Annotated in this window: 15 protein-coding genes; 6 read left to right on the top strand and 9 right to left on the bottom strand. The window is 60.7% G+C overall.

From position 1 onward, the window contains the following. Positions 1-140: 140 nt before the first annotated feature. From AC07SU_RS18560 to AC07SU_RS18580, 5 genes are all read left to right on the top strand, one after another. Entirely contained in the window at positions 141-947 is an 807-nt protein-coding gene (locus tag AC07SU_RS18560; RefSeq protein WP_494997828.1) for a TatD family hydrolase, read from the top strand. Positions 948-1,043: 96 nt separating this feature from the next. Beyond that, positions 1,044-2,525 (top strand): methyl-accepting chemotaxis protein, encoded by a 1,482-nt coding sequence (locus AC07SU_RS18565; protein ID WP_494997829.1) that lies wholly within the window; start codon positions 1,044-1,046, stop codon positions 2,523-2,525. A 198-nt stretch (positions 2,526-2,723) separates the two neighbouring features. Continuing rightward, a complete protein-coding gene (locus AC07SU_RS18570) occupies positions 2,724-7,439 on the top strand; it encodes an RHS repeat-associated core domain-containing protein (RefSeq protein WP_494997830.1) in 4,716 nt (1,571 codons plus the stop codon). After that, on the top strand, positions 7,436-7,837 hold the full coding sequence (locus tag AC07SU_RS18575; protein WP_176998590.1) for an Imm50 family immunity protein: 402 nt from the start codon (positions 7,436-7,438) through the stop codon (positions 7,835-7,837). Before AC07SU_RS18570 ends, AC07SU_RS18575 begins: the two co-directional genes overlap by 4 nt. Before the next feature lie 296 nt (positions 7,838-8,133). Further along, on the top strand, positions 8,134-8,496 hold the full coding sequence (locus AC07SU_RS18580) for an Mpo1-like protein (protein ID WP_010211905.1): 363 nt from the start codon (positions 8,134-8,136) through the stop codon (positions 8,494-8,496). Positions 8,497-8,499: 3 nt separating this feature from the next. On the opposite strand, the gene AC07SU_RS18585 is transcribed toward AC07SU_RS18580, so the two are convergent. The 3 genes from AC07SU_RS18585 to AC07SU_RS18595 all read right to left on the bottom strand — a co-directional run bounded on the left by AC07SU_RS18585 (position 8,500) and on the right by AC07SU_RS18595 (position 10,472). Continuing rightward, positions 8,500-9,297 (bottom strand): acyl-CoA thioesterase, encoded by a 798-nt coding sequence (locus AC07SU_RS18585; RefSeq protein WP_176998589.1) that lies wholly within the window; start codon positions 9,295-9,297, stop codon positions 8,500-8,502. A gap of 90 nt (positions 9,298-9,387) precedes the next feature. Then, a complete protein-coding gene (locus AC07SU_RS18590; protein ID WP_494997831.1) occupies positions 9,388-10,149 on the bottom strand; it encodes a CHAD domain-containing protein in 762 nt (253 codons plus the stop codon). Positions 10,150-10,193: 44 nt separating this feature from the next. Then, complete coding sequence (locus tag AC07SU_RS18595) at positions 10,194-10,472, bottom strand: hypothetical protein (protein ID WP_010176194.1); 279 nt, start codon at positions 10,470-10,472, stop codon at positions 10,194-10,196. 217 nt (positions 10,473-10,689) lie between these two features. On the opposite strand from AC07SU_RS18595, the gene AC07SU_RS18600 reads away from it, so the two are divergent. Further along, positions 10,690-11,727: a patatin-like phospholipase family protein gene (locus tag AC07SU_RS18600; protein ID WP_494997832.1), complete on the top strand. Its 1,038-nt coding sequence runs from the start codon at positions 10,690-10,692 to the stop codon at positions 11,725-11,727. A 132-nt stretch (positions 11,728-11,859) separates the two neighbouring features. On the opposite strand, the gene AC07SU_RS18605 is transcribed toward AC07SU_RS18600, so the two are convergent. From AC07SU_RS18605 to kdpF, 6 genes are all read right to left on the bottom strand, one after another. Then, entirely contained in the window at positions 11,860-12,549 is a 690-nt protein-coding gene (locus AC07SU_RS18605; RefSeq protein ID WP_176998586.1) for a response regulator, read from the bottom strand. A gap of 37 nt (positions 12,550-12,586) precedes the next feature. Next, on the bottom strand, positions 12,587-15,238 hold the full coding sequence (locus tag AC07SU_RS18610; RefSeq protein ID WP_494997833.1) for a DUF4118 domain-containing protein: 2,652 nt from the start codon (positions 15,236-15,238) through the stop codon (positions 12,587-12,589). A gap of 127 nt (positions 15,239-15,365) precedes the next feature. Beyond that, a complete protein-coding gene (gene kdpC / locus AC07SU_RS18615; protein WP_494997834.1) occupies positions 15,366-15,911 on the bottom strand; it encodes a potassium-transporting ATPase subunit KdpC in 546 nt (181 codons plus the stop codon). 111 nt (positions 15,912-16,022) lie between these two features. Beyond that, on the bottom strand, positions 16,023-18,080 hold the full coding sequence (gene kdpB, locus AC07SU_RS18620; RefSeq protein WP_494997835.1) for a potassium-transporting ATPase subunit KdpB: 2,058 nt from the start codon (positions 18,078-18,080) through the stop codon (positions 16,023-16,025). A 12-nt stretch (positions 18,081-18,092) separates the two neighbouring features. Then, positions 18,093-19,787: a potassium-transporting ATPase subunit KdpA gene (gene kdpA, locus AC07SU_RS18625; RefSeq protein WP_494997836.1), complete on the bottom strand. Its 1,695-nt coding sequence runs from the start codon at positions 19,785-19,787 to the stop codon at positions 18,093-18,095. 9 nt (positions 19,788-19,796) lie between these two features. Beyond that, complete coding sequence (kdpF, locus tag AC07SU_RS18630) at positions 19,797-19,886, bottom strand: K(+)-transporting ATPase subunit F (protein WP_003218754.1); 90 nt, start codon at positions 19,884-19,886, stop codon at positions 19,797-19,799. Between the last annotated feature and the right edge of the window lie 352 nt (positions 19,887-20,238).

Here is a 20,238-nt window from a genome sequence, read left to right on the forward strand (position 1 = left end):
GGTGGCACAGGGTAAGGCACTTGGCCAAACGCAATGTCACTTGCGACGTTCAAAGACAGCTATAACTCGTTGTAGTTCTTCGATTTTCTTATAAATCTACAGCTCTGATATGCTTTCCGACCGCAGGCGGAGGTAGCACCATGCAACTCATTGATATCGGCGTCAACCTGACCAACCCCAGTTTCGACGAGAGGCACCAGGCTGTTCTCGAGCGAGCCTACGCCGCAGGCGTGCAACAATTGGTGCTCACGGGCACCAGCGTCGACGGCAGCGAACAGGCCCTGGAACTGTGCGTAAAACTCGACGAAAGCGGCCAGCGCCTCTTCAGTACCGCCGGTATCCACCCTCATTCCGCCAGCGATTGGAACGGTGACAGCGCTCAACGTTTGCGCGGTTTGCTCAACGAGCCTCGCGTGCGGGCAGTGGGCGAATGCGGGCTGGATTTCAACCGTGATTTTTCCCCACGCCCGCAACAGGAAAAAGTCCTCGAAGAACACCTGGCCCTGGCCGTCGAGCTGAAGCTGCCGGTGTTTCTCCATGAGCGCGATGCCAATCAGCGCCTGCTTGAGATCCTCAAGGACTATCGCGACCACCTCACCGCCGCCGTGGTGCATTGCTTCACGGGCGAACAACAGGCGCTGTTCAGCTACCTCGACCTCGACTTGCACATCGGCATCACGGGCTGGATCTGCGACGAGCGCCGTGGGACGCATCTGCACCCATTAGTCAGGGAAATTCCCCGGGGCCGCCTGATGCTGGAAAGCGATGCCCCTTACCTGCTGCCGCGCACCCTGCGTCCCAAGCCGAAAAACGGTCGCAATGAACCGGCTTATTTGCCCGAAGTGCTGCGCGAAGTAGCGTTGCATCGCAACGAAAGCGTGGAAGACCTGGCCCAGCACAGCACCGCCAGTGCCCGCGCCTTTTTTGGGTTGCCCAACGTGGATTGATGCGGCGCATTGACCCATGTCAAAACCGGTTTTCTGAGTAGCGGCACAATAATGGCACCTTGCCAATGCTGTTTCCGCTATCAGAGAAAACCTTCCATGGGTGCCTGGCTTAGCAATATCTCGCTGAAATACAAATTTTGGGCCGTGAACGCGGTCGCCTTCATCACCACGTTGCTGTTGGTGCTGTACGCCGTGCAGCTCGAGCAACAAGCTCGGAGCGATGCGTCCCAGGCCTCGGCGCAGGCTCAAGGGCGATTGCTCGCTGCCTGGCCGACCGACAAAGCGCTCCCCAAGGGCGAGCATTGGCTGACGTATAACCGCGGCCAAATCCCACACCTGGCCGATCAAGATCTGTCAGCCTTGAGCAGCGCCAGCGGCTGGGTCGAGCTCAACCACATGCCGTTGCTGGGTGAAAACCCGCTGCTGGGCGCTGAAGTGATCAAGCGCGCAGACGGCCAGAATGTCGCCGTGCTGGCCTACGCGCCCAGCCTGGGTCAGGTGTTCAGTGATCGCTTTGCCAACTACGCCGTGGCCGTTGCGATCCTCATGTTGGCAATGCTCGGCGCCTCACAACTGCTGATCCGTTTTCTGCTCAGCCAGCTCAATACGCTCAAGGATGTGATGCTGCACGTGGAGAAAACCGGCGACTTGTCGGCCCGTGTACCCTTGGCGTGCAAGGATGAGGTCGGCCAGATGGCCACCGCCTTTAACGCCATGCAGGCCGGCTACCAGCGGGTGGTCAGCACCGTGGCACGCACGGCTCAACAACTGGACGACGGCGCCGCACGCCTGGCCAGCAGCATGAACGAGGTGCAACACGGCATGCTCGGCCAGCAAAGCGAAACCGACCAGGCCGCCACCGCGATCAATGAGATGACGGCCACCGTCTATCACATCGCCCAGCACGCCGGCGCCACGCGTGACCTGTCCCAGACTGCCGACACCCTCGCCGGCAGCGGCCAGGAAGTGGTCACGCGCGTACAGCGCTCGATTGCCGGGCTCTCCACCGGCGTGCAGCAGACCGCCGAAATGATCCAGAAACTGGCCGAAGACAGTCAGAAGATCAACGGCGTGGTCGGGGTGATCCACAGCATCGCCGAGCAGACCAACCTGCTCGCCCTCAACGCCGCCATCGAAGCCGCCCGCGCCGGGGAAATGGGCCGTGGTTTTGCCGTGGTCGCCGACGAAGTGCGCAACCTGGCCAAGCGCGTGCAAAGCTCCACCGACGAAATCACCCGCATGGTCTCGGCCCTGCAAGCCGGCACCCGCGATGCCGTGGACTTCATGCAGGAAAGCTCGTTCAAGGCCGACGATTGCGTACAACAAGCCCAGGAAGCGGGCGCCGCGCTCGCCGAAATCACCGGTGCGGTCGCGCAAATGCGTGAAAGCAACACCCAGATCGCCGTCGCCGCCGAACAGCAGAGCCACGTCGCCGAAGAGATGAACCGCGCAGTAGTGAGCATCCGTGATGTCACCGAGAATACGGTGCAGCAGACCGTGGACTCGGCGACGACCAGTAATGAGCTGGCAACGTTGGCTGGGGAATTGAGTAAAGCGATTGGGCAATTGAAGCTGTAAGACTTTTTAACCTGTAATCCATCCCCTACGCCAAAGCCTCGGTTTACCCGAGGCTTTGGCGAATCTTCCTAGCATTCCTGGCGAATAACGCCGACTTCTTTCCCCCACCAACCTCTCCAAAGTCTCTCGCCTGATCAATCAGCGCGAGGGACCGCCAATGCACTTCTCTATGAATGCCCCACTTAAAGGGGCGACCTCTTGATTCCGGTGATTGCCAAGCTGGTCTTGGACCCCATGAATGCCAAGTCGCCGGACGTAGAAAGCGTCTTTCGTGATTTCCGGGAATGTCTGAACACCTTTGACGGCTGGGCGGAACGCTTCTGGAGTGGCTCGGCGCTGGAAGTGGAGCAGATATTCAAGGTCGGTGACGAGGTCGCACTTGTCGCCCCGGTTTCCTCCAAAGCACCAAGTCCCACTGTCGGTATGTGCAAAGCCCAGGGCTCGCTGACACTGGTGCACATGTTTGAAAGCACGCAGTTCGTGCCGATCGGCAACACGCCCGTGACGCTCCAAGCCATCGCCCCGGATGGCACCCCAATCGGCCCTCCCCTTCATCGAACCATCGGTCCCAGCGGCATTCTTGAGGTCAAGGATTGCACCCGCGATCAGCATTACCAAATCACTTTTTACCCCAACGTTTCCAAGGCGCATATCCAGGCTCTGTATGCGTCTTATCAGACGGTGATTGTGGGGCTGGAAAGCCGTCTGCGAGCGGAATGGCAGAAGACCTTCAAGCCCCAATGGGATGACTTCGCCAAAGCCACGCCTTTCGAACGCAGTGCGATGCAAGGCTTGGCGTTCTCAACCGGCATTGCCCGGGCGCTCCACCACCTCTGGGACAACGTCACGCAACTTTACGACCTGCTGTCGGACATCCGGGCCAACAGCCAGAAGTTGCTGCACTACATCAGCCAGGGCGAACTCAACGAACTGCTGAAGCTGGGCAAGGACGCGATTGCCCTGGGCTTGTTGATACTCAGTGATGAGCCGCTGCTGTTCATCTATCTGTGCGCAATCGCGGCCTGGATACGCATGCTGCCGCCGCCGGAGATGTATGAGGTGGTGGGCGAAATCACTGGCGAAGTGTTGATCAACCTGCTGCTGATCCGGGCGACCAAAGGCATGGGCGTAAAGCTGCGGCTGGGTGTTCAGGTGCTGGGCGCGATCAAGTCCGGACGGGTGCGCAAGTGGCTTGAGAGGCTGGCCGAGCAGCTTGTTGGACCTCATTTGGAAACGCATGTCGAGGTAGCTAAACCTTTGCTGCTGGGGAGTGCAGCGACGCCGATCAAGATGATTCCGGCTGTGCCGTTGAAGGCCGGGGGCAATCTGGTTTCAAACCCCGTCCCGGCGGTGCGGGAAAAGGCACAACGCACGGTGTTGGTCAGGCAGGAACAGGTCGATGACGTGCCGGCGTCGGGGAAAAACCAGAACGGCGATGCGGCGACCTGCTCGGCGACTACGTGTACTAACGGTTGTCCGGTGTCGATGGTTACGGGCGAGGAATTGCTCACCCTCACCGATGGCACGCTCGATGGGATATTGCCGTTTGAGTGGACGCGGCTATATCGCACCAGCGCCGTGGAAGTGGATTGCGGGTTGGGGTTTGGCTGGAGCCATGCGCTGGCGCATCGGCTGGTTGTTTCCGGTGATTCGGTGGTGTGGACGGATCATGAGAACCGCTCGACTGAGTTTCCGCTGCCCACTGCCGCTCGCCCCGCGATCACCAACAGCTTGGCCGAAGCGGCGATTTATCTGGGGGCCTTGCCCGATGAATTAGTGCTGGCGCAAGGCTCGCGTTTCTACCATTTCGTTAATGGTTTTCTGACAGCGATCAGCGATGCGTATGACAACCGGCTGCGTATTTCCCGGGATTTCAGGGGGCGTATTGAGCGGGTGGATAACGGCGTCGGGCGGTCGCTGTTTTTGCGCTACTCGTCTGGCCGCATCGTTGGCGTGGACTACCAGATTCACCGGGCTGAAGGGCCGGGTGAGTTTGTCTGGGTTACCGAGTACACCGTCGTTTCCTACGCCTATGACGACCTTGGCCGGCTTGTGTGTGCGACCAACGCTGTCGGCGAAAGCGAGGTTTATCGCTACGACGATCAGCACGTCATTCTTGAACGCCAGTTAGCCGGTGGGGCGAGTTTCTACTGGGAGTGGGAAAGGTCCGGCAAGGCGGCGCGCTGTGTCCGGCACTGGGCCAGCTTTTCGCAGATAGACACCCGGTATGCCTGGGATGACAACGGGCAAGTCACGGTGTTTAACGCCGATGGCAGTCAGGAAGTCTATGTGCATGACGGGCGTGCGCGGTTGGTGCAGCGCATTGATCCGGACGGCGCCGAGCACTTCAAATCCTACGATGACAAAGGCCGGCTGACGGTTGAGCAGAACCCGCTGGGCGCGATCACGGCCTATCAGTACGACGAAGCTGGGCGTTTGGTGGCGTTGTTTCCGGGGGACGACGAGCCGACCTCCTACGAGCATGACAATGGGTTCGTACGGGTTGTAAGGCGCGGTCAGGCGGTCTGGAAATATGAGCGTAATGACAGGGGTGATATCACCCGCAGGATTGATCCTGAGGGCCACAGCACCGACTACAGCTACAACAAATATGGGCAGCTGACGGGGGTTTGGTTTCCGGATAACAGTTGTCAGCGATTGGTGTGGAATGAGCGGGGGCAGTTGCTTGAGGAGCATCTGCCGGAAGGTGGGATCAGGCGATATCGCTATGACGACCTTGGCCGCCAGGTGGCGCGGGAGGATGAGCATGGCGCGCTGACCCAGTATGAGTGGGACAGCGTTGGGCGCTTGGTTCGGTTGGTGTTGCCGGGGGGAGCAGCGCGGGAATACAGCTACAACCCTTATGGAAAAATCACGGCTGAGCGGGATGAGTTAGGCCGCGTTACCCGCTACGAGTATGCGGATGGGTTGCATCTGATCAGTCGGCGCATCAACGCGGACGGCACCCAGGTCAAGTATCGCTACGACAATGCGCGGTTGTTGCTGACTGAGATCGAAAATGAAGTCGGTGAAACCTACGGATTGCAGTATCACCCCAATGGCCTGATCCAGCAGGAGATAGGGTTTGATGGCCAACGCACGGCCTACGTCTACGACCTCAACGGCAACCTGCAGGAAAAGACCGAACACGGCGACGACGGCAGTCAGCTGGTTACCCGCTACGAGCGCGACCACGCCGGCCGCCTTGTACGAAAAACCCTCCCCAACGGCAAAACCGTCGACTACACCTACGACCGCCAAGGCAACCTCCTCGGTGTCGAGGACGGTCACTGGGCTTTAGCCTACGAGTACGACAACCAAAACCGCCTCACCGCCGAACACCAAGGGTGGGGCACCTTGCGTTATGGCTACGACGCCTGTGGCCAACTCCAGCACCTGCGCCTGCCCGACAACAACCGTCTTGTTTTTAATCACGCCAAAGGCGGTCACCTCGCCACCGTAGAACTCAATGGCGAAGTCCTCACCTCCCACCTGTTCAAAGCCGGCCAGGAACACCAACGCCAACAAGGCCAACTGCTCAGCCATTACCATTACGACGACCAACAACGCCTGCACGCCCACACCGTCACCCAGCAGGAACACCACCTCTACGCACGCCACTACACCTACGACAAATCCGGCAACCTCACCCGCCTGCTCGACACCCGCAAGGGCCAGCACGACTACACCTACGACCCACTGAACCGCCTCACCCGCGCCGACCACTCCCAAGACCTGCAAGAACGCTTCTCCCACGACCCGGCCGGCAACCTGCTCATGCAAAACCGCCCCGGCCCGGACATCGTGGCGGGCAATCGGCTGATGATCCAAGGGGACCGGCATTACGACTATGACGCTTTTGGAAACTTGATCCGTGAGCGGAGTGGGCGTGGGCACGCACTGGTCACCGAGTACCGTTATGACTGCCAGCATCGGCTGGTTGGCATCACTCAACCCAATGGGCAGACCGCCAGCTACCGATACGATCCATTTGGACGGCGGATCAGCAAAACCGTTGATGACATAACCACGGAGTTTTTCTGGCAAGGCGACAAGCTGATTGCCGAGCACCACAAAGACCGTCATCGCAGCTACCTCTACGAACCCGGTAGCTTCAGGCCCTTGGCTTTACTGGAAGGTTTTGGCCCCAAACAAACCAAGCCCTTCCACTACCAACTCGACCACCTCGGCACCCCACAAGAACTCACCGCCCCCAACGGCGAAATCGTCTGGTCTGCCCACTACCGCGCGTACGGCGAAATCAGTCGCCTGGACGTCGGAAAAGTCGACAACCCGCTGCGTTTTCAGGGCCAGTACTTCGATCAGGAAAGCGGGCTGCACTACAACCGGCATCGCTACTACAATCCGGATCTGGGTCGCTACCTGACACCGGACCCGGTGAAGCTGGCGGGTGGGATCAACACGTACCAGTACGTGCCCAATCCTACGGGATGGGTGGATCCATTAGGCCTTAATGCGAATTGCCCTGGCTCAATAGGGAAAAATCCTGCTTGCTCAAAGTCTACTGAACCGAGCGTCCCTGGCGTATCGCGTAAGGGAGCTTTCAGACAAGCTAAAAGGGACGCCGGTATACCGATGAATCAAAGTCCAGATGTAATGACTCATCCAATTTCAGGGCAAACGACACAGTACAAAATAGAAAACATGACCGATAAAAGTGATAAAAAAATATTGGATGCTGCTGGTCAACCCATTGAGACAAGGGTTTATCAATTTACAAGAGAAAACGGCACACAAGTTCTCATCCAAGATCACTCTGCCGGGCATAAATTCAATAGACCTGATGGAGTAGGAGACCAAACAACACATTTTAACTTAAGACCTATTGAGTATCCTCGAAACGGAAAGGTTACCGGTGCAAAAACACACTATTACTTTAGGAAACAACAATGAAATACTGGAACGAAATAAATAAGAATGTTTTTTTTGAAAAAATCTTCAGCCGGCCTGTCGAGATAGGTGATATCTCTGTCTTCTCTTTACAAATAGACAATGACCGACCGAGACTGGGAATTGGATTTGACATACCTGAGTTTCCGGATGTCCTACCGGAAAAATGGAAAGACAAGGGCTACAACGTCTGCAGGCTCGGCATTGACTGCTATGAAATTAGCGATCTAAAAATACTCAACATACCAAACAGAGATACTTTCGCAGTAGAAATAACAAAAAAAGACGGCCAACTTCACTTTAAAGCCGCCAACAAACACTCTTTAATCGAATTCAACTCTAAGGACATTTCATTGATCAACCCAAATGTTTACATCAGAGGCAATGATGAGGACTTTTAAAAAGCGCTCTTTAGCGAAAACAATCTAATTCTGTTGGTATGCGACTCAAAATACAGAGGTTGGCAAGTCGGTGGTGCACACGATGTTACATCTCTCTTGGGTGAAACAACCGGCTACCCATTCTGGCTAACCGATACCCACCTCACGCTTCTAATCCATATGGACGAGCATGACTGCGTCACTTGGGCATGAAAAATGCCTCTCTATAACCCCCATAGCCATCCCCAATTCGCCCACCCGTCCCACCCCGCCTAAACTCTGTCCAAGATGTTTCAACGGACAGAGGATTCACCATCATGGGCAAACGTCACCCCAATCTCCCCGCCTGGCAATGGCGTAACTACCCACAAAACCATCAACACCCGACCAACCTGGCGTTGCACCTGATTGCCGTGCCGCTGTTCATCATCGGGTTCTTGTTAATTGTGTCGGGCGTGTTCAGCCTGAGCCTGGCGAGTTTCGCTGTTGGCGTGGTCGGCATCCTGGCCGGCCTGGCGTTGCAGCGTCATGGTCACAGCCTGGAAGCCGAGGCCAGTGAGCCGTTCAGTGATCGTAAAGATGCGGTGCAGCGCCTGGTGGTCGAGCAGTTTGTGACTTTCCCACGCTTTGTATTAAGCGGCGGCTGGTGGCGCGCCTGGCGGCAGCGCCATCGGCACTGAAAGTCAGGCGAAGACCACCACGGTCTGGCGGCTGATGGCGATCAATTCGCCGGTCGGGCTCCACAGCGCGGCGGCGGCGTGGCCGTAGCCGTCGCGGGCGTGCTCGATGTTGACGTAGTACTGGCACCAGTCGAGGGTCGTCAGCTCTTGCAGGGGCTGGATGAACTCGATGGTCCAGGTCAGGGTGCTGCCGGGCGCGGGCTTTTTCAGGTGAGGAAGCAAGGCCGGGGGCCAGGCGTCGACCAGGGCCAGGATATGCGACTCGGTCAACGGTTCTTCCTTCACGTCGCCGCGCAAGCGTACCCAGCCGCCCATATCGCGAGACTTATTGCCGGTAAACGGCAACCCGCCGACGCTCCAACGCATCGCCACGTGTTTCATGAATTCAGGCGTCACGCCCTTGATGTACGGCAGTTCCTGGCATTCATCCCAATGCTTGAACGTCGGCGGCGCTTCACTGGCCACATCAATCTCTGATTCGCGGGATGCGCCAAAGCTGGCTTGCACCAGGGTCGCCACTTCACCGTTCTGCACCACGCGACCGAGCAGTTGGCTGACGGCCTTGCCTTCACGCAGCACTTCAACCTGATAGCGGGCGGGAACATCCGCCGTCACCGGGCCGACAAAGGTGACGGCCAATGAGCGCAAAGGCCGGCCATCCGGTACCTGGGCACGCAGGGCTTCGTATTGCAGTGCGGCGACCAGGCCACCAAAGGTTGCGCGCCCCTGAGCCCATTCGGCGGGGATGGTGACATCCAGCGGGTTGCGACGGGCGGCGTCGAGCAAATCACTAAAGCGCATGGCGACCTCACATCAGCTAAACAGATGGGGGGATGTTAACCATCGCGCCCTTGCGATACAGCGCCTATTCCGGCCAAAAACCGGACCGTTTCAGAAGCAATCGGCGCTGAGTTTTTCCAGCACCCTGTCTGCCTGCCCTTCTGCCTTGGCCATGGTGCGATGCCACGTCGCAACACACGGCTGCAGGTCTGGCTGATGCTCGGCCTGGGCCAACCATTGCCAACAGTCATGCCAATCACCGAGGGCACCCTGGGCTTTTTTCAATCGGGACATGGCGTTGGCAGGGAGTTTGTCCAACTCGGGATAAGCCTCGGCAGCGTAGCGCACGCGCTTGATCAGCAACCGCAAGCGGTGGCGATCATGGCCGGGATCCTTGAGTGCTTCATCAAGCTTCTGCCATTGTTTGGCCAGGCGTTTTTCGATGCGTGGGCGCAGGCCCTTGAGCAGCTTTTGGTGTTCAGAGGCGCGGATAAAACGCGGGAAGGCATCCAGGATGAGCAGCAGGTGCGCCAACCCCGGGCTTTGCGCCACGTGTCGATACGCATCGGGTTGCAAGCGCAAGCGCCGGTCTGCCGCCGCATGATGACCATGCTGATGCAGGTACGCCGCCAGGACCTCTCGGTCCCGCAGCGGCGTGGTGATCTGGCCGACCGTGCTGGCCGCCAACTCTAGCTGCTCGACACCTGGTAGCCCCCGTAACGGGCGCAACAAACTGCGCAGGCGCCGCACGGTGGTGCGCAGGTCATGCAAGGCTTCATCGTCGGTGACGGCGGCGAGGCGAGCCTGGCAGCTCAGTAACCCTACTTCCAGGCCAATGACCTGAGCGACTAACTGATCAACCAGCGCTGACATCCCTTCCTCCCCTGACGATGAAAATCCCTGATCACGGCTACAGGTCAACGCCCGGCGCGCGACTCACGAATATAGAACCGCGCTTTCTCGGCCTTGTTGGAGCAGCCTTCAAACGCTTCGAATTGCTGTTGGGTCTTGGCACCGGTCAGCAAGGACAAGGCCTTAGAGTAGCTCACGGTGCCGGCGAAGCCTTCGGCCTTGGCCAGGTCCAGCTCATGCCACGCGGCATCCAGTTGCGTGCCGCAGCTGTCGCGGTACGCGGTTTTCCCGGCACAACCGGCCAGGGCCAACACGATCACAGGCACACACATCCAGGCTTTCATCGATGACACCTCAAATAAAGAAAAACAGTCGTACGTTGTAGACGTTGCCTACAAGAAAAAGTGCCTTGTCTGTCAGCCCCAAATCAAAAGCGCCTATCGCCAGAGCATACCCGAGCACCGCGCCCCGCCAGCAAAAATATTACCGCTCCAGGCGAAGATTGAAGACGCCCCCTCAATGGGTGCATTGTGGGCACCTGCCTTGGGGAGGACATGGACCATGAAAAAACGTGTTGCCTTGGTACTGGGCTCCGGAGGGGCCCGGGGCTACGCCCACATTGGGGTGATCGAAGAGATTGAACGACGCGGCTACGACATCGCCTGTATCGCCGGATGCTCCATGGGCGCCGTAGTCGGCGGGATCTACGCGGCGGGCAAGCTGGACGACTATCGAAACTGGATTGAAAGCCTCGATTACCTGGATGTACTGCGCCTGGTGGACGTGAGTTTTCGCCTGGGGGCGATTCGTGGCGAGAAGGTCTTTGGGCAAATCCGCAAGATCGTCGGTGAAATCAATATCGAAGAGCTGCGCATCCCCTACACCGCCGTCGCCACCGACCTCACCAACCAGCAGGAAATCTGGTTCCAGGAAGGCTGCCTGCACCAGGCCATGCGCGCCTCGGCCGCCATCCCCAGCCTGTTTACGCCGGTGATGCAAGGCAACCGAATGCTGGTGGACGGCGGCCTGCTCAACCCGCTGCCGATCGTGCCGGTGGTGTCGAGCCATTGCGACTTGATCATCGCGGTCAACCTCAACGCCACCAACCAGAAGCACTATCACCTGCCGGTGATCCAGCGCCCGCCAGGGTTCAAAAGCCGCTTCAACAGCCTGGCCAAATCACTGGGCTCGCACCTGCCCTTTCGACGCAAGCAGGCCGAGCAGCTGATGAAGCTGGAACAGGAAGCCTTGCAGGCTGAAGCGGCAGAGATCAACCCGTGGCTGGAATCGGCCGAGCCTGAATCCCAGCAGCCCGCCGCCGCGCCGGAAAAAGCCGGCGCTCCGAAGTCGGCGACCGGTTCGTTCATCATCGACAACGTGGGGCCGGCGTCACTGCTGGACCTGATCAACCAGAGTTTCGAGGTGATGCAGACGTCCTTGGCGCAGTACAAGATTGCCGGCTACCCGCCTGATGTGTTGATCAACGTGCCGAAACGAGTGTGCCGGTTTTTCGAGTTCTACAAGGCGCCGGAGTTGATTGCGTTGGGACGGGAAATTGCCAGTGATACGTTGGATCGGTATGAGAGTGAGCAGCGTTGAGCGTGTTGGTGTGGCTGACGGCCTCTTCGCGGGCAAGCCCGCTCCCACAGTTGATCGCGTGCCGCGTGGCGAAATGCGAACCTCTGTGGGAGCTGGCTTGCCTGCGATAGCGGTGGGCCAGACACCACAAACCTATGCGTTTAACAGACGATACCCCACCCCCGCCTCGGTCACGATAAAACGTGGCTGCGTCGGATCATCCGCCAGTTTCTGGCGCAAATGCCCCACCACGATCCGCAAGTAGTGGCTGTCCTCGGTATGGGTCGGGCCCCAGATGTCCTTGAGCAATTGCTGCTGGGTGATCACGCGCCCCGGGTGCCGCGCCAGTTGCGCCAGCACCGCGTACTCCTTACGAGTCAGGGCGACTTCGACGCCGTCCAGCAGCACCCGGCGATAGGCCAGGTCCACCGTCAGCGGGCCAAAATTCAACGCCGCTTCCTGGGCCTCCCCGGCCGGTGCCTGGCGCAATAACGCGCGTACGCGTGCGAGAAATTCCTGAATGCCGAACGGCTTGGTCACGTAGTCATTGGCACCGCTGTCCAGCGCCTCGACTTTCTGCACTTCACTGGCCCGCACCGACAGCACCAACACCGGCACCGTCGACCACTCGCGAAACTCGCGCAACACCTGTTGCCCGTCCATGTCCGGCAGGCCCAGGTCGAGTACCAGCAAATCCGGTTTGCTCAACGCCGCTTGCGCCAGGCCTTCGTTGCCGGTGCCGGCCTCGATCACCTTGTAGCCCTGGGAGGCCAGGCTGATGCGCAGGAATTTGCGGATCTGCGGTTCGTCATCAATGACTAATATCGTCGCGGTCTGGCTCATGGTGTCCAATCAAAATCCGTGGAGAAAAGAGGGTAGCTCAAGCCTCGCGTTCCAAGCCAGGCTGGGTCGGCAATGGCAGGAACAGGGTGATGCAGGTGCCACGCCCTTCAATGCCATCGGCCACGCTGATATGCCCGCCGTGGGCACCGACCATGCCCTGGCAGATCGCCAACCCGAGGCCCGTGCCCTGCCCGCCACGGTCGCCCCGGGCGGCGGTGTAGAACATGTCGAAAATCTTCGCGCGCTCGTCTTCAGGAATCCCCGGCCCCTCATCGGCTACCGCGAAAAACAGCTGATCATCGGCGACCCCGGCGCTCACCTCCAGGCGGCCCTGGGCGGGTGAAAAGCGTGCCGCGTTCTCCAACACATTGACCAAGGCCTGCTCGATCAACGCCGCGTGGACATACAACAACGGCAACTCGACGGGCACATCGGTCTTCACCTGCAACGGCGCCAGCACCGCACGCAACCGGCCGAGGGCACTGCCGACAATGTCACCCGGCGAGACCCAGTCACGCGCCAGCTTCAGCGCGCCGTGGCCCAGGCGCGTCATGTCCAGCAGGTTCTGGATATAGCGATCGAGACGCTCGGCTTCATCGCGGGTGCCTTCCAGCAGTTCGCGACGATCCTCCAGGGGTATGGCTTCGCCAAGGGCCAGCAGGCTGTCGATGCTGCCGCGCATGGCTGTCAGGGGCGTGCGCAAATCATGGGACACCGAGGCGAGCAAGGCGCTGCGCAGTTGCTCGGTTTCGCCGTGCAGGCGCGCAGACTCCAACTCCTGCGCCAACTGCGCCCGGGCCAGCGCCTGGGCCAGCGGTTGGCTCAATGCAGTCAGCAAACGGCGACGCTGGCCGCTCAGTTCCAGCCCCGGTTTGGGGCTCACGCCAAGCAAGCCCAGCGGCCCCTCCTCGCCCGACAACGGCCACCACCACCAACGCCCGAAGGGCAAGGTGCCGGTGCCCATGCCGGCCGGTTGATCGTGTTGCCACGCCCAATCGGCAGCGGCGCGCTCGGCTTCGGTGAGGTTCAGTGCGGCGCCGGTCTCGACCTTCCAGCCGCCCTGGCCGTCACGATTGACCAGGCACAGGTCCAGATCGCTCCACCCCTCAAGGTGATGAGCCGCCGCACTGATAACGGCCTGGCGGTCGGTCGCCGCCGTGAGTTTGCGCGACAGGTCGAGCAGTTCGCTGGTTTCCTCCTGGGTATCGCGCAGCGCCTGCAATTGCCGGCGCTGGCGTGCGGCGAGGTTGCCGGTCAGGGCGGCCATCAACAGGAAGAACAACAGGGTCAGCACGTCCTCTTCGCGCTGGATGGCGAACGAGAAATTCGGCGGGATAAACAAAAAGTCGTAGGCCAGGAAGGACAGCGCGGCGCACACCAGGGACGGGCCCAGGCTGCTGCGCACGGCCACCAGCAACACGGCAGCCAAAAACACCAACGAGATGTTCGGCAACGGCAACACACTGGCCACCGCCCAAGCCAATGCGGCGGCGATGATGGTCGCCACTACTGCCAGGCCGTAGTCGAACCAGACCAGCCCGCGCACATCCGGCAAGCGTGGCGGCGCGGGGATGTCGTCGCTGTCCAGTACGTTGATTTCCAAGCCGCGTGCGTTACGCAACAAGCGAGCGGCCAAACCGCCGCCAAACAGGCGTCGACGCCAGCGCATCCGCGACTGCCCGACCAACAACAGGCTGGCGCGGCGTTCGGCGGCGTGCTGGATCAGCGTCTTGGCCACCTCCCCCGCCCGCAATAACACCACTTCACCGCCAAGCCGCTCGGCCAACTGCTGGGCGTTCTGCAGGCGCAGGCGCGATTGCTCATCCCGCGCCCGGCCGTTGTCGATATGCACCAGGCTCCAGGGCAGATGCCGGCGCTGGGCCACGCGGCTGGCGTGACGCACCAGACGCTCAGCTTGCGCATCGCCATCCACGCCCACCAGCAACCGCCCGCGCACAGCCGGCGCCGCCTGTCCGAGTTGGCGATAGCCCTGGGCCAAGTCATCGTCGACATGGGCGGCGGCGGTTTGCATGGCCAGTTCACGCAGGGCCATCAGGTTGGTCTGGGTGAAGAAGGCATCGATGGCCGCGCGGGCCTGCTCGGGCACGTAGACCTTGCCGTCGCGTAGGCGCTCCAGCAGCTCACGGGACGGCAGGTCGATCAGCAGCAGTTCATCGGCTTCTTGCAGCACCCAGTCCGGCAGGGTCTCACGCACCTGCACGCCGGTGATGCCGCGTACTTGATCGTTGAGGCTTTCCAAGTGCTGGACGTTGACCGTGGTGAACACGTTGATGCCGGCGGCGAGCAGCTCCTGGATGTCTTGCCAGCGCTTTTCATGGCGGCTGCCGGGGGCGTTGCTGTGGGCCAGTTCGTCAACCAGCACCAGCTTGGGCTTGGCGGCGAGCAGGCCGTCGAGGTCCATTTCTTCGAGCATCACGCCGCGGTATTCGCTGCGTAGCAACGGTTGTTGCGGCAGGCCGCTGAGCAAGGCTTCGGTCTCGGCGCGACCGTGGGTTTCGACCACGCCGGCGATCAGGCGCACGCCTTGGCGCAACTGAGTGTGGGCGGCCTGGAGCATGGCGTAGGTCTTGCCCACACCGGGCGCGGCGCCCAGGAAGACTTTGAGCCGGCCACGGCCGTCCCGTGGCAGTTCGGCTAGCAGGGCATCGGCGCGGCCGGAGTCGCTCATGCGCGGGGGTTCCTTCAGGTGTTTATCGGGTGTACTTCAGGCCGCCATCGCGGGCAAGCCCGGCTCCCACAGGGGAATGCATTCCAAATGTGGGAGCCGGGCTTGCCCGCGATGGCGCCAGCACTGCTTACAACTTTTCCAGGGCCATGTTCAGCGCCAGCACGTTCACCACCGGAGGCCCGATCAGCGGGCTTTCGGTGTGTTCATCCAGCAACCGTTGCAAGGTCGACACCGGTACATTCCGTGCGGCAGCCACTCGCGCCAGTTGATAGGCAATCGCCTGTGGAGGCAAGTGTGGATCAAGACCGCTGCCAGAGGTAGTCAGCGAGGCCAAGGGCACGGGGCCTTGGCCAGGTACCAATTGTTTGTTGGCATCGTCGAAGATACGTGTCGCCAGTGCCGGGTTGCTGGGACTCAAGTTGCTGGCACTGCTGGAAACGGTGGCGAAAGCACCGGCCGAGGGGCGCGGGTGGAACCAGGTGTCGCCGGTAAAATCCTGGGCGATCAGGCTGGAGCCCACCACCTTGCCGCTGGCGTCGTGCACCAGGCTGCCATTAGCCTGGTCAGGGAAAGCCACTTGAGCGACGCCGGTGACCACCAGCGGGTAGGCGACGCCGGTGATCAGGCTCATGAGCACCAACAGGCTCAGGGCTGGGCGGATGATGTTAGACATTTCAACTTCCTCACATTGGATCTGTAGGAGCCGGCTTGCCGGCGATGGTGGTGGGTCAGTTGCACCGTGTCGGACCGATCGCCGGCAAGCCGGCTCCTACGAGAGTTAGGGTTACACCAGGTGCAGCGCCGTCAGCAGCATGTCGATGGCCTTGATGCCCACGAACGGCACCAAAATCCCGCCCAGCCCGTAGATCAGCAGGTTGCGACGCAGCAACGCTGCCGCACTCGCCGCTTGCACGCGCACACCGCGCAACGCCAGGGGAATCAGCACCACGATGATCAAGGCGTTAAACACGATGGCCGAGAGAATCGCGCTCTGCGGGCTCTGCAGGTGCATCACGTTGAGCACGCCCAGTTGCGGGTAGATCGAGGCAAACAGCGCCGGCAGGATCGCGAAGTACTTGGCCACGTCGTTGGCGATGGAGAAGGTAGTCAGCGCGCCACGGGTCACCAGCAACTCTTTACCGATCTGCACCACATCCAGCAGCTTGGTCGGGTCGCTGTCGAGGTCGACCATGTTGGCGGCCTCACGAGCGGCCTGGGTGCCGTCGTTCATGGCCATGCCGACGTCAGCCTGGGCCAGCGCCGGGGCGTCGTTGGCGCCGTCGCCGCACATGGCAACCAAGCGGCCGTCGTTCTGCTCATGGCGAATGCGCGCGAGCTTTTTCTCCGGGGTGGCCTCGGCCAGCACGTCATCCACACCGGCTTCAGCGGCAATCGCCGCGGCGGTCAACGGGTTGTCGCCGGTGACCATCACGGTGCGAATCCCCAACTTGCGCAGCTCGGCGAAACGTTCGCGGATACCGGGTTTGACCACGTCTTTGAGGTGGATCGCGCCCAGCAATCTACCATCGGCGCACACCAGCAACGGGGTACCGCCGCTCTGGGCGATCTTGTCGATTTCACGCGACAGCGCAGGTTGCAAGTCACGACGTTGTTGGCCGATGAAAGCGAGCAGCGAATCCACCGCGCCTTTACGGAACACACGGCCCTGGTAATCGACACCGGACAACCGGGTTTCCGCGCTGAACGGCACGGAGGTCAACTGATCCAGGGTCGGTTCGGCCTGAGGGTGCAAGGCACGCAGGTATTCAACGATGGACTTGCCTTCCGCCGTGTCGTCCGCCAACGACGCCAACAGAGCGCCCTCGGCCAGGTCCCGGCCACTCACACCGGGTGCTGCGATCACCGCCGCACAGCGACGGTTGCCGAAGGTGATGGTGCCGGTCTTGTCCAGCAGCAACACGTGCACGTCGCCCGCCGCCTCTACTGCACGACCGGATTTGGCGATCACGTTGAGGCGCACCAGGCGGTCCATACCGGCAATACCGATGGCCGACAGCAAGCCGCCGATGGTGGTAGGAATCAGCGTCACCAGCAGTGCGACCAGGAACACCAACGGCAAGCTGCCATTGGCGAAGTGGGCGAACGGCTGCAGGGTCACCACCACCAGCAGGAAGATCAGCGTCAGGCCGATCAGCAAGATATCCAGCGCGACCTCGTTGGGGGTTTTCTGGCGTTTGGCGCCTTCTACCAGGGCGATCATGCGGTCGAGGGTGGACTCGCCCGGATTGGCGGTGATGCGGATCAGCAGCCAGTCGGATACCAGCCGGGTGTTGCCGGTGACGGCCGAACGGTCGCCCCCGGACTCGCGGATCACCGGCGCGGATTCACCGGTGATCGCCGCTTCGTTGACCGCCGCGATGCCTTCGATAACTTCGCCGTCACCGGGGATCATTTCCCCGGCGGCGACGCGCACCACGTCACCTTTGCGCAGGCTGGTGGCCGGCACCACCTTGAAGCTGCCATCGGCTTCCTTGCGCCGTGCGCTCAGGCCTTCACTGCCGGCCTTGAGGCTGTCGGCGCGGGCCTTGCCGCGACCTTCGGCCAGGGCCTCGGCGAAGTTGGCAAACAGCACGGTGAACCATAACCACACGGCGATTTGCACCGCGACGTAGGTTGGCACCGCCGTGTCGGGCACAAAGCACAGCACGGTGGTGAGGATGGCGGTCAGTTCGACCACCAGCATCACAGGCGAGCGTTGCAACTGGCGCGGGTCCAGCTTGACGAACGCCTGGCCCAGCGCCGGGCGCCACAGGGCGGAGATTGCAGTCTTGGCTGACTCCTGAGTGGTCACAGGGGCAGCATTTTTTGCAGGCATATTCATTTTCATATCCCCTTAGAAGCCCATGCTCAAGTGTTCAGCAATGGGCCCCAACGCCAGCGTCGGCAGGAAAGTCAGGCCGCCCACCAGCAAGATGGTCACGGTCAACAGGGTCACGAACAGCGGGCCATGGGTCGGGAAGCTGTTCTGGCCGATCGGTGCGGTTTTCTTCATCGCCAGGCTGCCGGCCAGGGCCAGTACCGGGAGGATGTAGCCGAAGCGACCGAGCAACATGCTCAGGCTCAACATCAGGTTGTGGAACGCTGTGTTGGCGCTGAAGCCACCGAACGCTGAACCGTTGTTGGCACTGGCCGATGTGTAGGCGTACAGCAACTGGCTGAAACCATGGGGGCCAGGGTTGCTGATGGCACCGGCCGGGCCAGGCAGACTGGCAGCAATCGCGCCCAGTACCAGAGTGCCGATTGGCATCACCAACAAGGTCACCACCAGCAACTGCACTTCCTTGGCCTGGAGCTTCTTGCCCAGGTATTCCGGGGTGCGACCGATCATCAGGCCGGCGAGGAACACGGCGATCAGCACGTTGAGCAACATGCCGTACATACCGGCGCCGACACCGCCGAAGATCACTTCGCCGACCATCATGTTGACCAGCGACACCATGCCGGTGAGCGGGTTGACGCTGTCTTGCATGCCGTTGACCGAGCCGTTGGACGCCGCCGTGGTGGCCACCGACCACAACACGGTGCCGGTGGTGCCGAAGCGTGCTTCTTTACCTTCCAGCGGGGCGGTCTGTTCGACAGCCGGGTTGCTCAGCGCCGGGTTTGGCTGGTATTCGGCCCACAGCGAGGTCGCGCCGCCGATGATGAACAACGCCAGCATGCAGCCGAGAATGGCGCGGCTCTGGCGCAGGTCTTTCACGTAATGGCCGAAGGTGAACACCAGCGCCACCGGGATCAGGATGATCGCCGCCATTTCGAACAGGTTGGCCCACGCCGTCGGATCCTCAAAAGGGTGCGCCGAGTTGACACCGAAGAAGCCGCCACCGTTGGTGCCCAGTTGCTTGATCGCAATCTGGCTGGCCGCTGGGCCCAGTGGAATCACCTGGTCCACGCCCTGCATCGTCACGGCATTCACATAATGGGCGAAGGTTTGCGGCACGCCCTGCCACACCAGGAACAGCGCCAGCACCAGGCACAGTGGCAGCAGGCCGTAGAGGGTAGCGCGGGTCATGTCGACCCAGAAGTTGCCGAGTGTCTTGGTGGACTTGCGACCAATCCCACGGCACAACGCGACCAGCACGGCGAGCCCCGTGGCAGCGCTGACGAAGTTCTGCACGGTCAGGCCAACCATCTGGCTGAGGTAGCTCAGGGAAGCCTCACCGCTGTAGGACTGCCAGTTGGTGTTGGTCATGAAACTGATCGCAGTGTTGAAGGCTAGCGTCCATTCCTGGCCGGGCAATTTCTGCGGGTTTAGTGGGAGATAGTCCTGGAACAGCAGGATCGCGAACAACAGCACAAAGCCTGCGAGGTTAAATGCCAGCAAGGCCAGCGTGTATTTTTGCCAGCTTTGTTCTTGATGCTCATCCACGCCCGACAGGCGATAACAGGCGCGTTCCACCGGCCCAAGCAGCGGCGTGAGCCAGGTACGCTGGCCTTCCATCACGTTGTAGTAGAACCGCCCCAGGAACGGCGCGGGCACCAGCACCACGGCGAAGAAGGCAATGATCAGCCAATAGTCATAACTGTGCATGGCCAGCTCCTAGTTCCGATCCGCGCGTAACAGCGCAACCAGCAGATAAATGAACAGCGCCACGGCCAATAGCAGTGACACCCCGTCCAGAACGCTCATGGAAGTCTCTCCGTTGTGCGGCGATTGCCGCGTGTGAGGCAATTGTCGGCAGGAGTGGCGTAAAGGAACGAGAGCGAGGGTATGGGTGGGGCGTAAAGACGGCGTAAAGAGTGGGTTTATGCGGGGTTTACAGGGGGATTTGTGGTGAATTTGAGGCCCTCATCGCGCGCAAGCCCGACTCCCACACTGGACAGCGTTTGAGCAGGATATGCACGGTCCAATGTGGGAGCGGGCTTGCCCGCGAAGGCGCCAGCTCAGTCACCACCGCCCCTATCTGGTGCAACGCTGGAAAATTTCAAACGCCAAACCGTCCCCGTGGCGACAGTTGCGCCGCTTTACGACAATGATTCTC

This window comes from Pseudomonas sp. GW821-FHT05H12, from assembly GCF_059419385.1.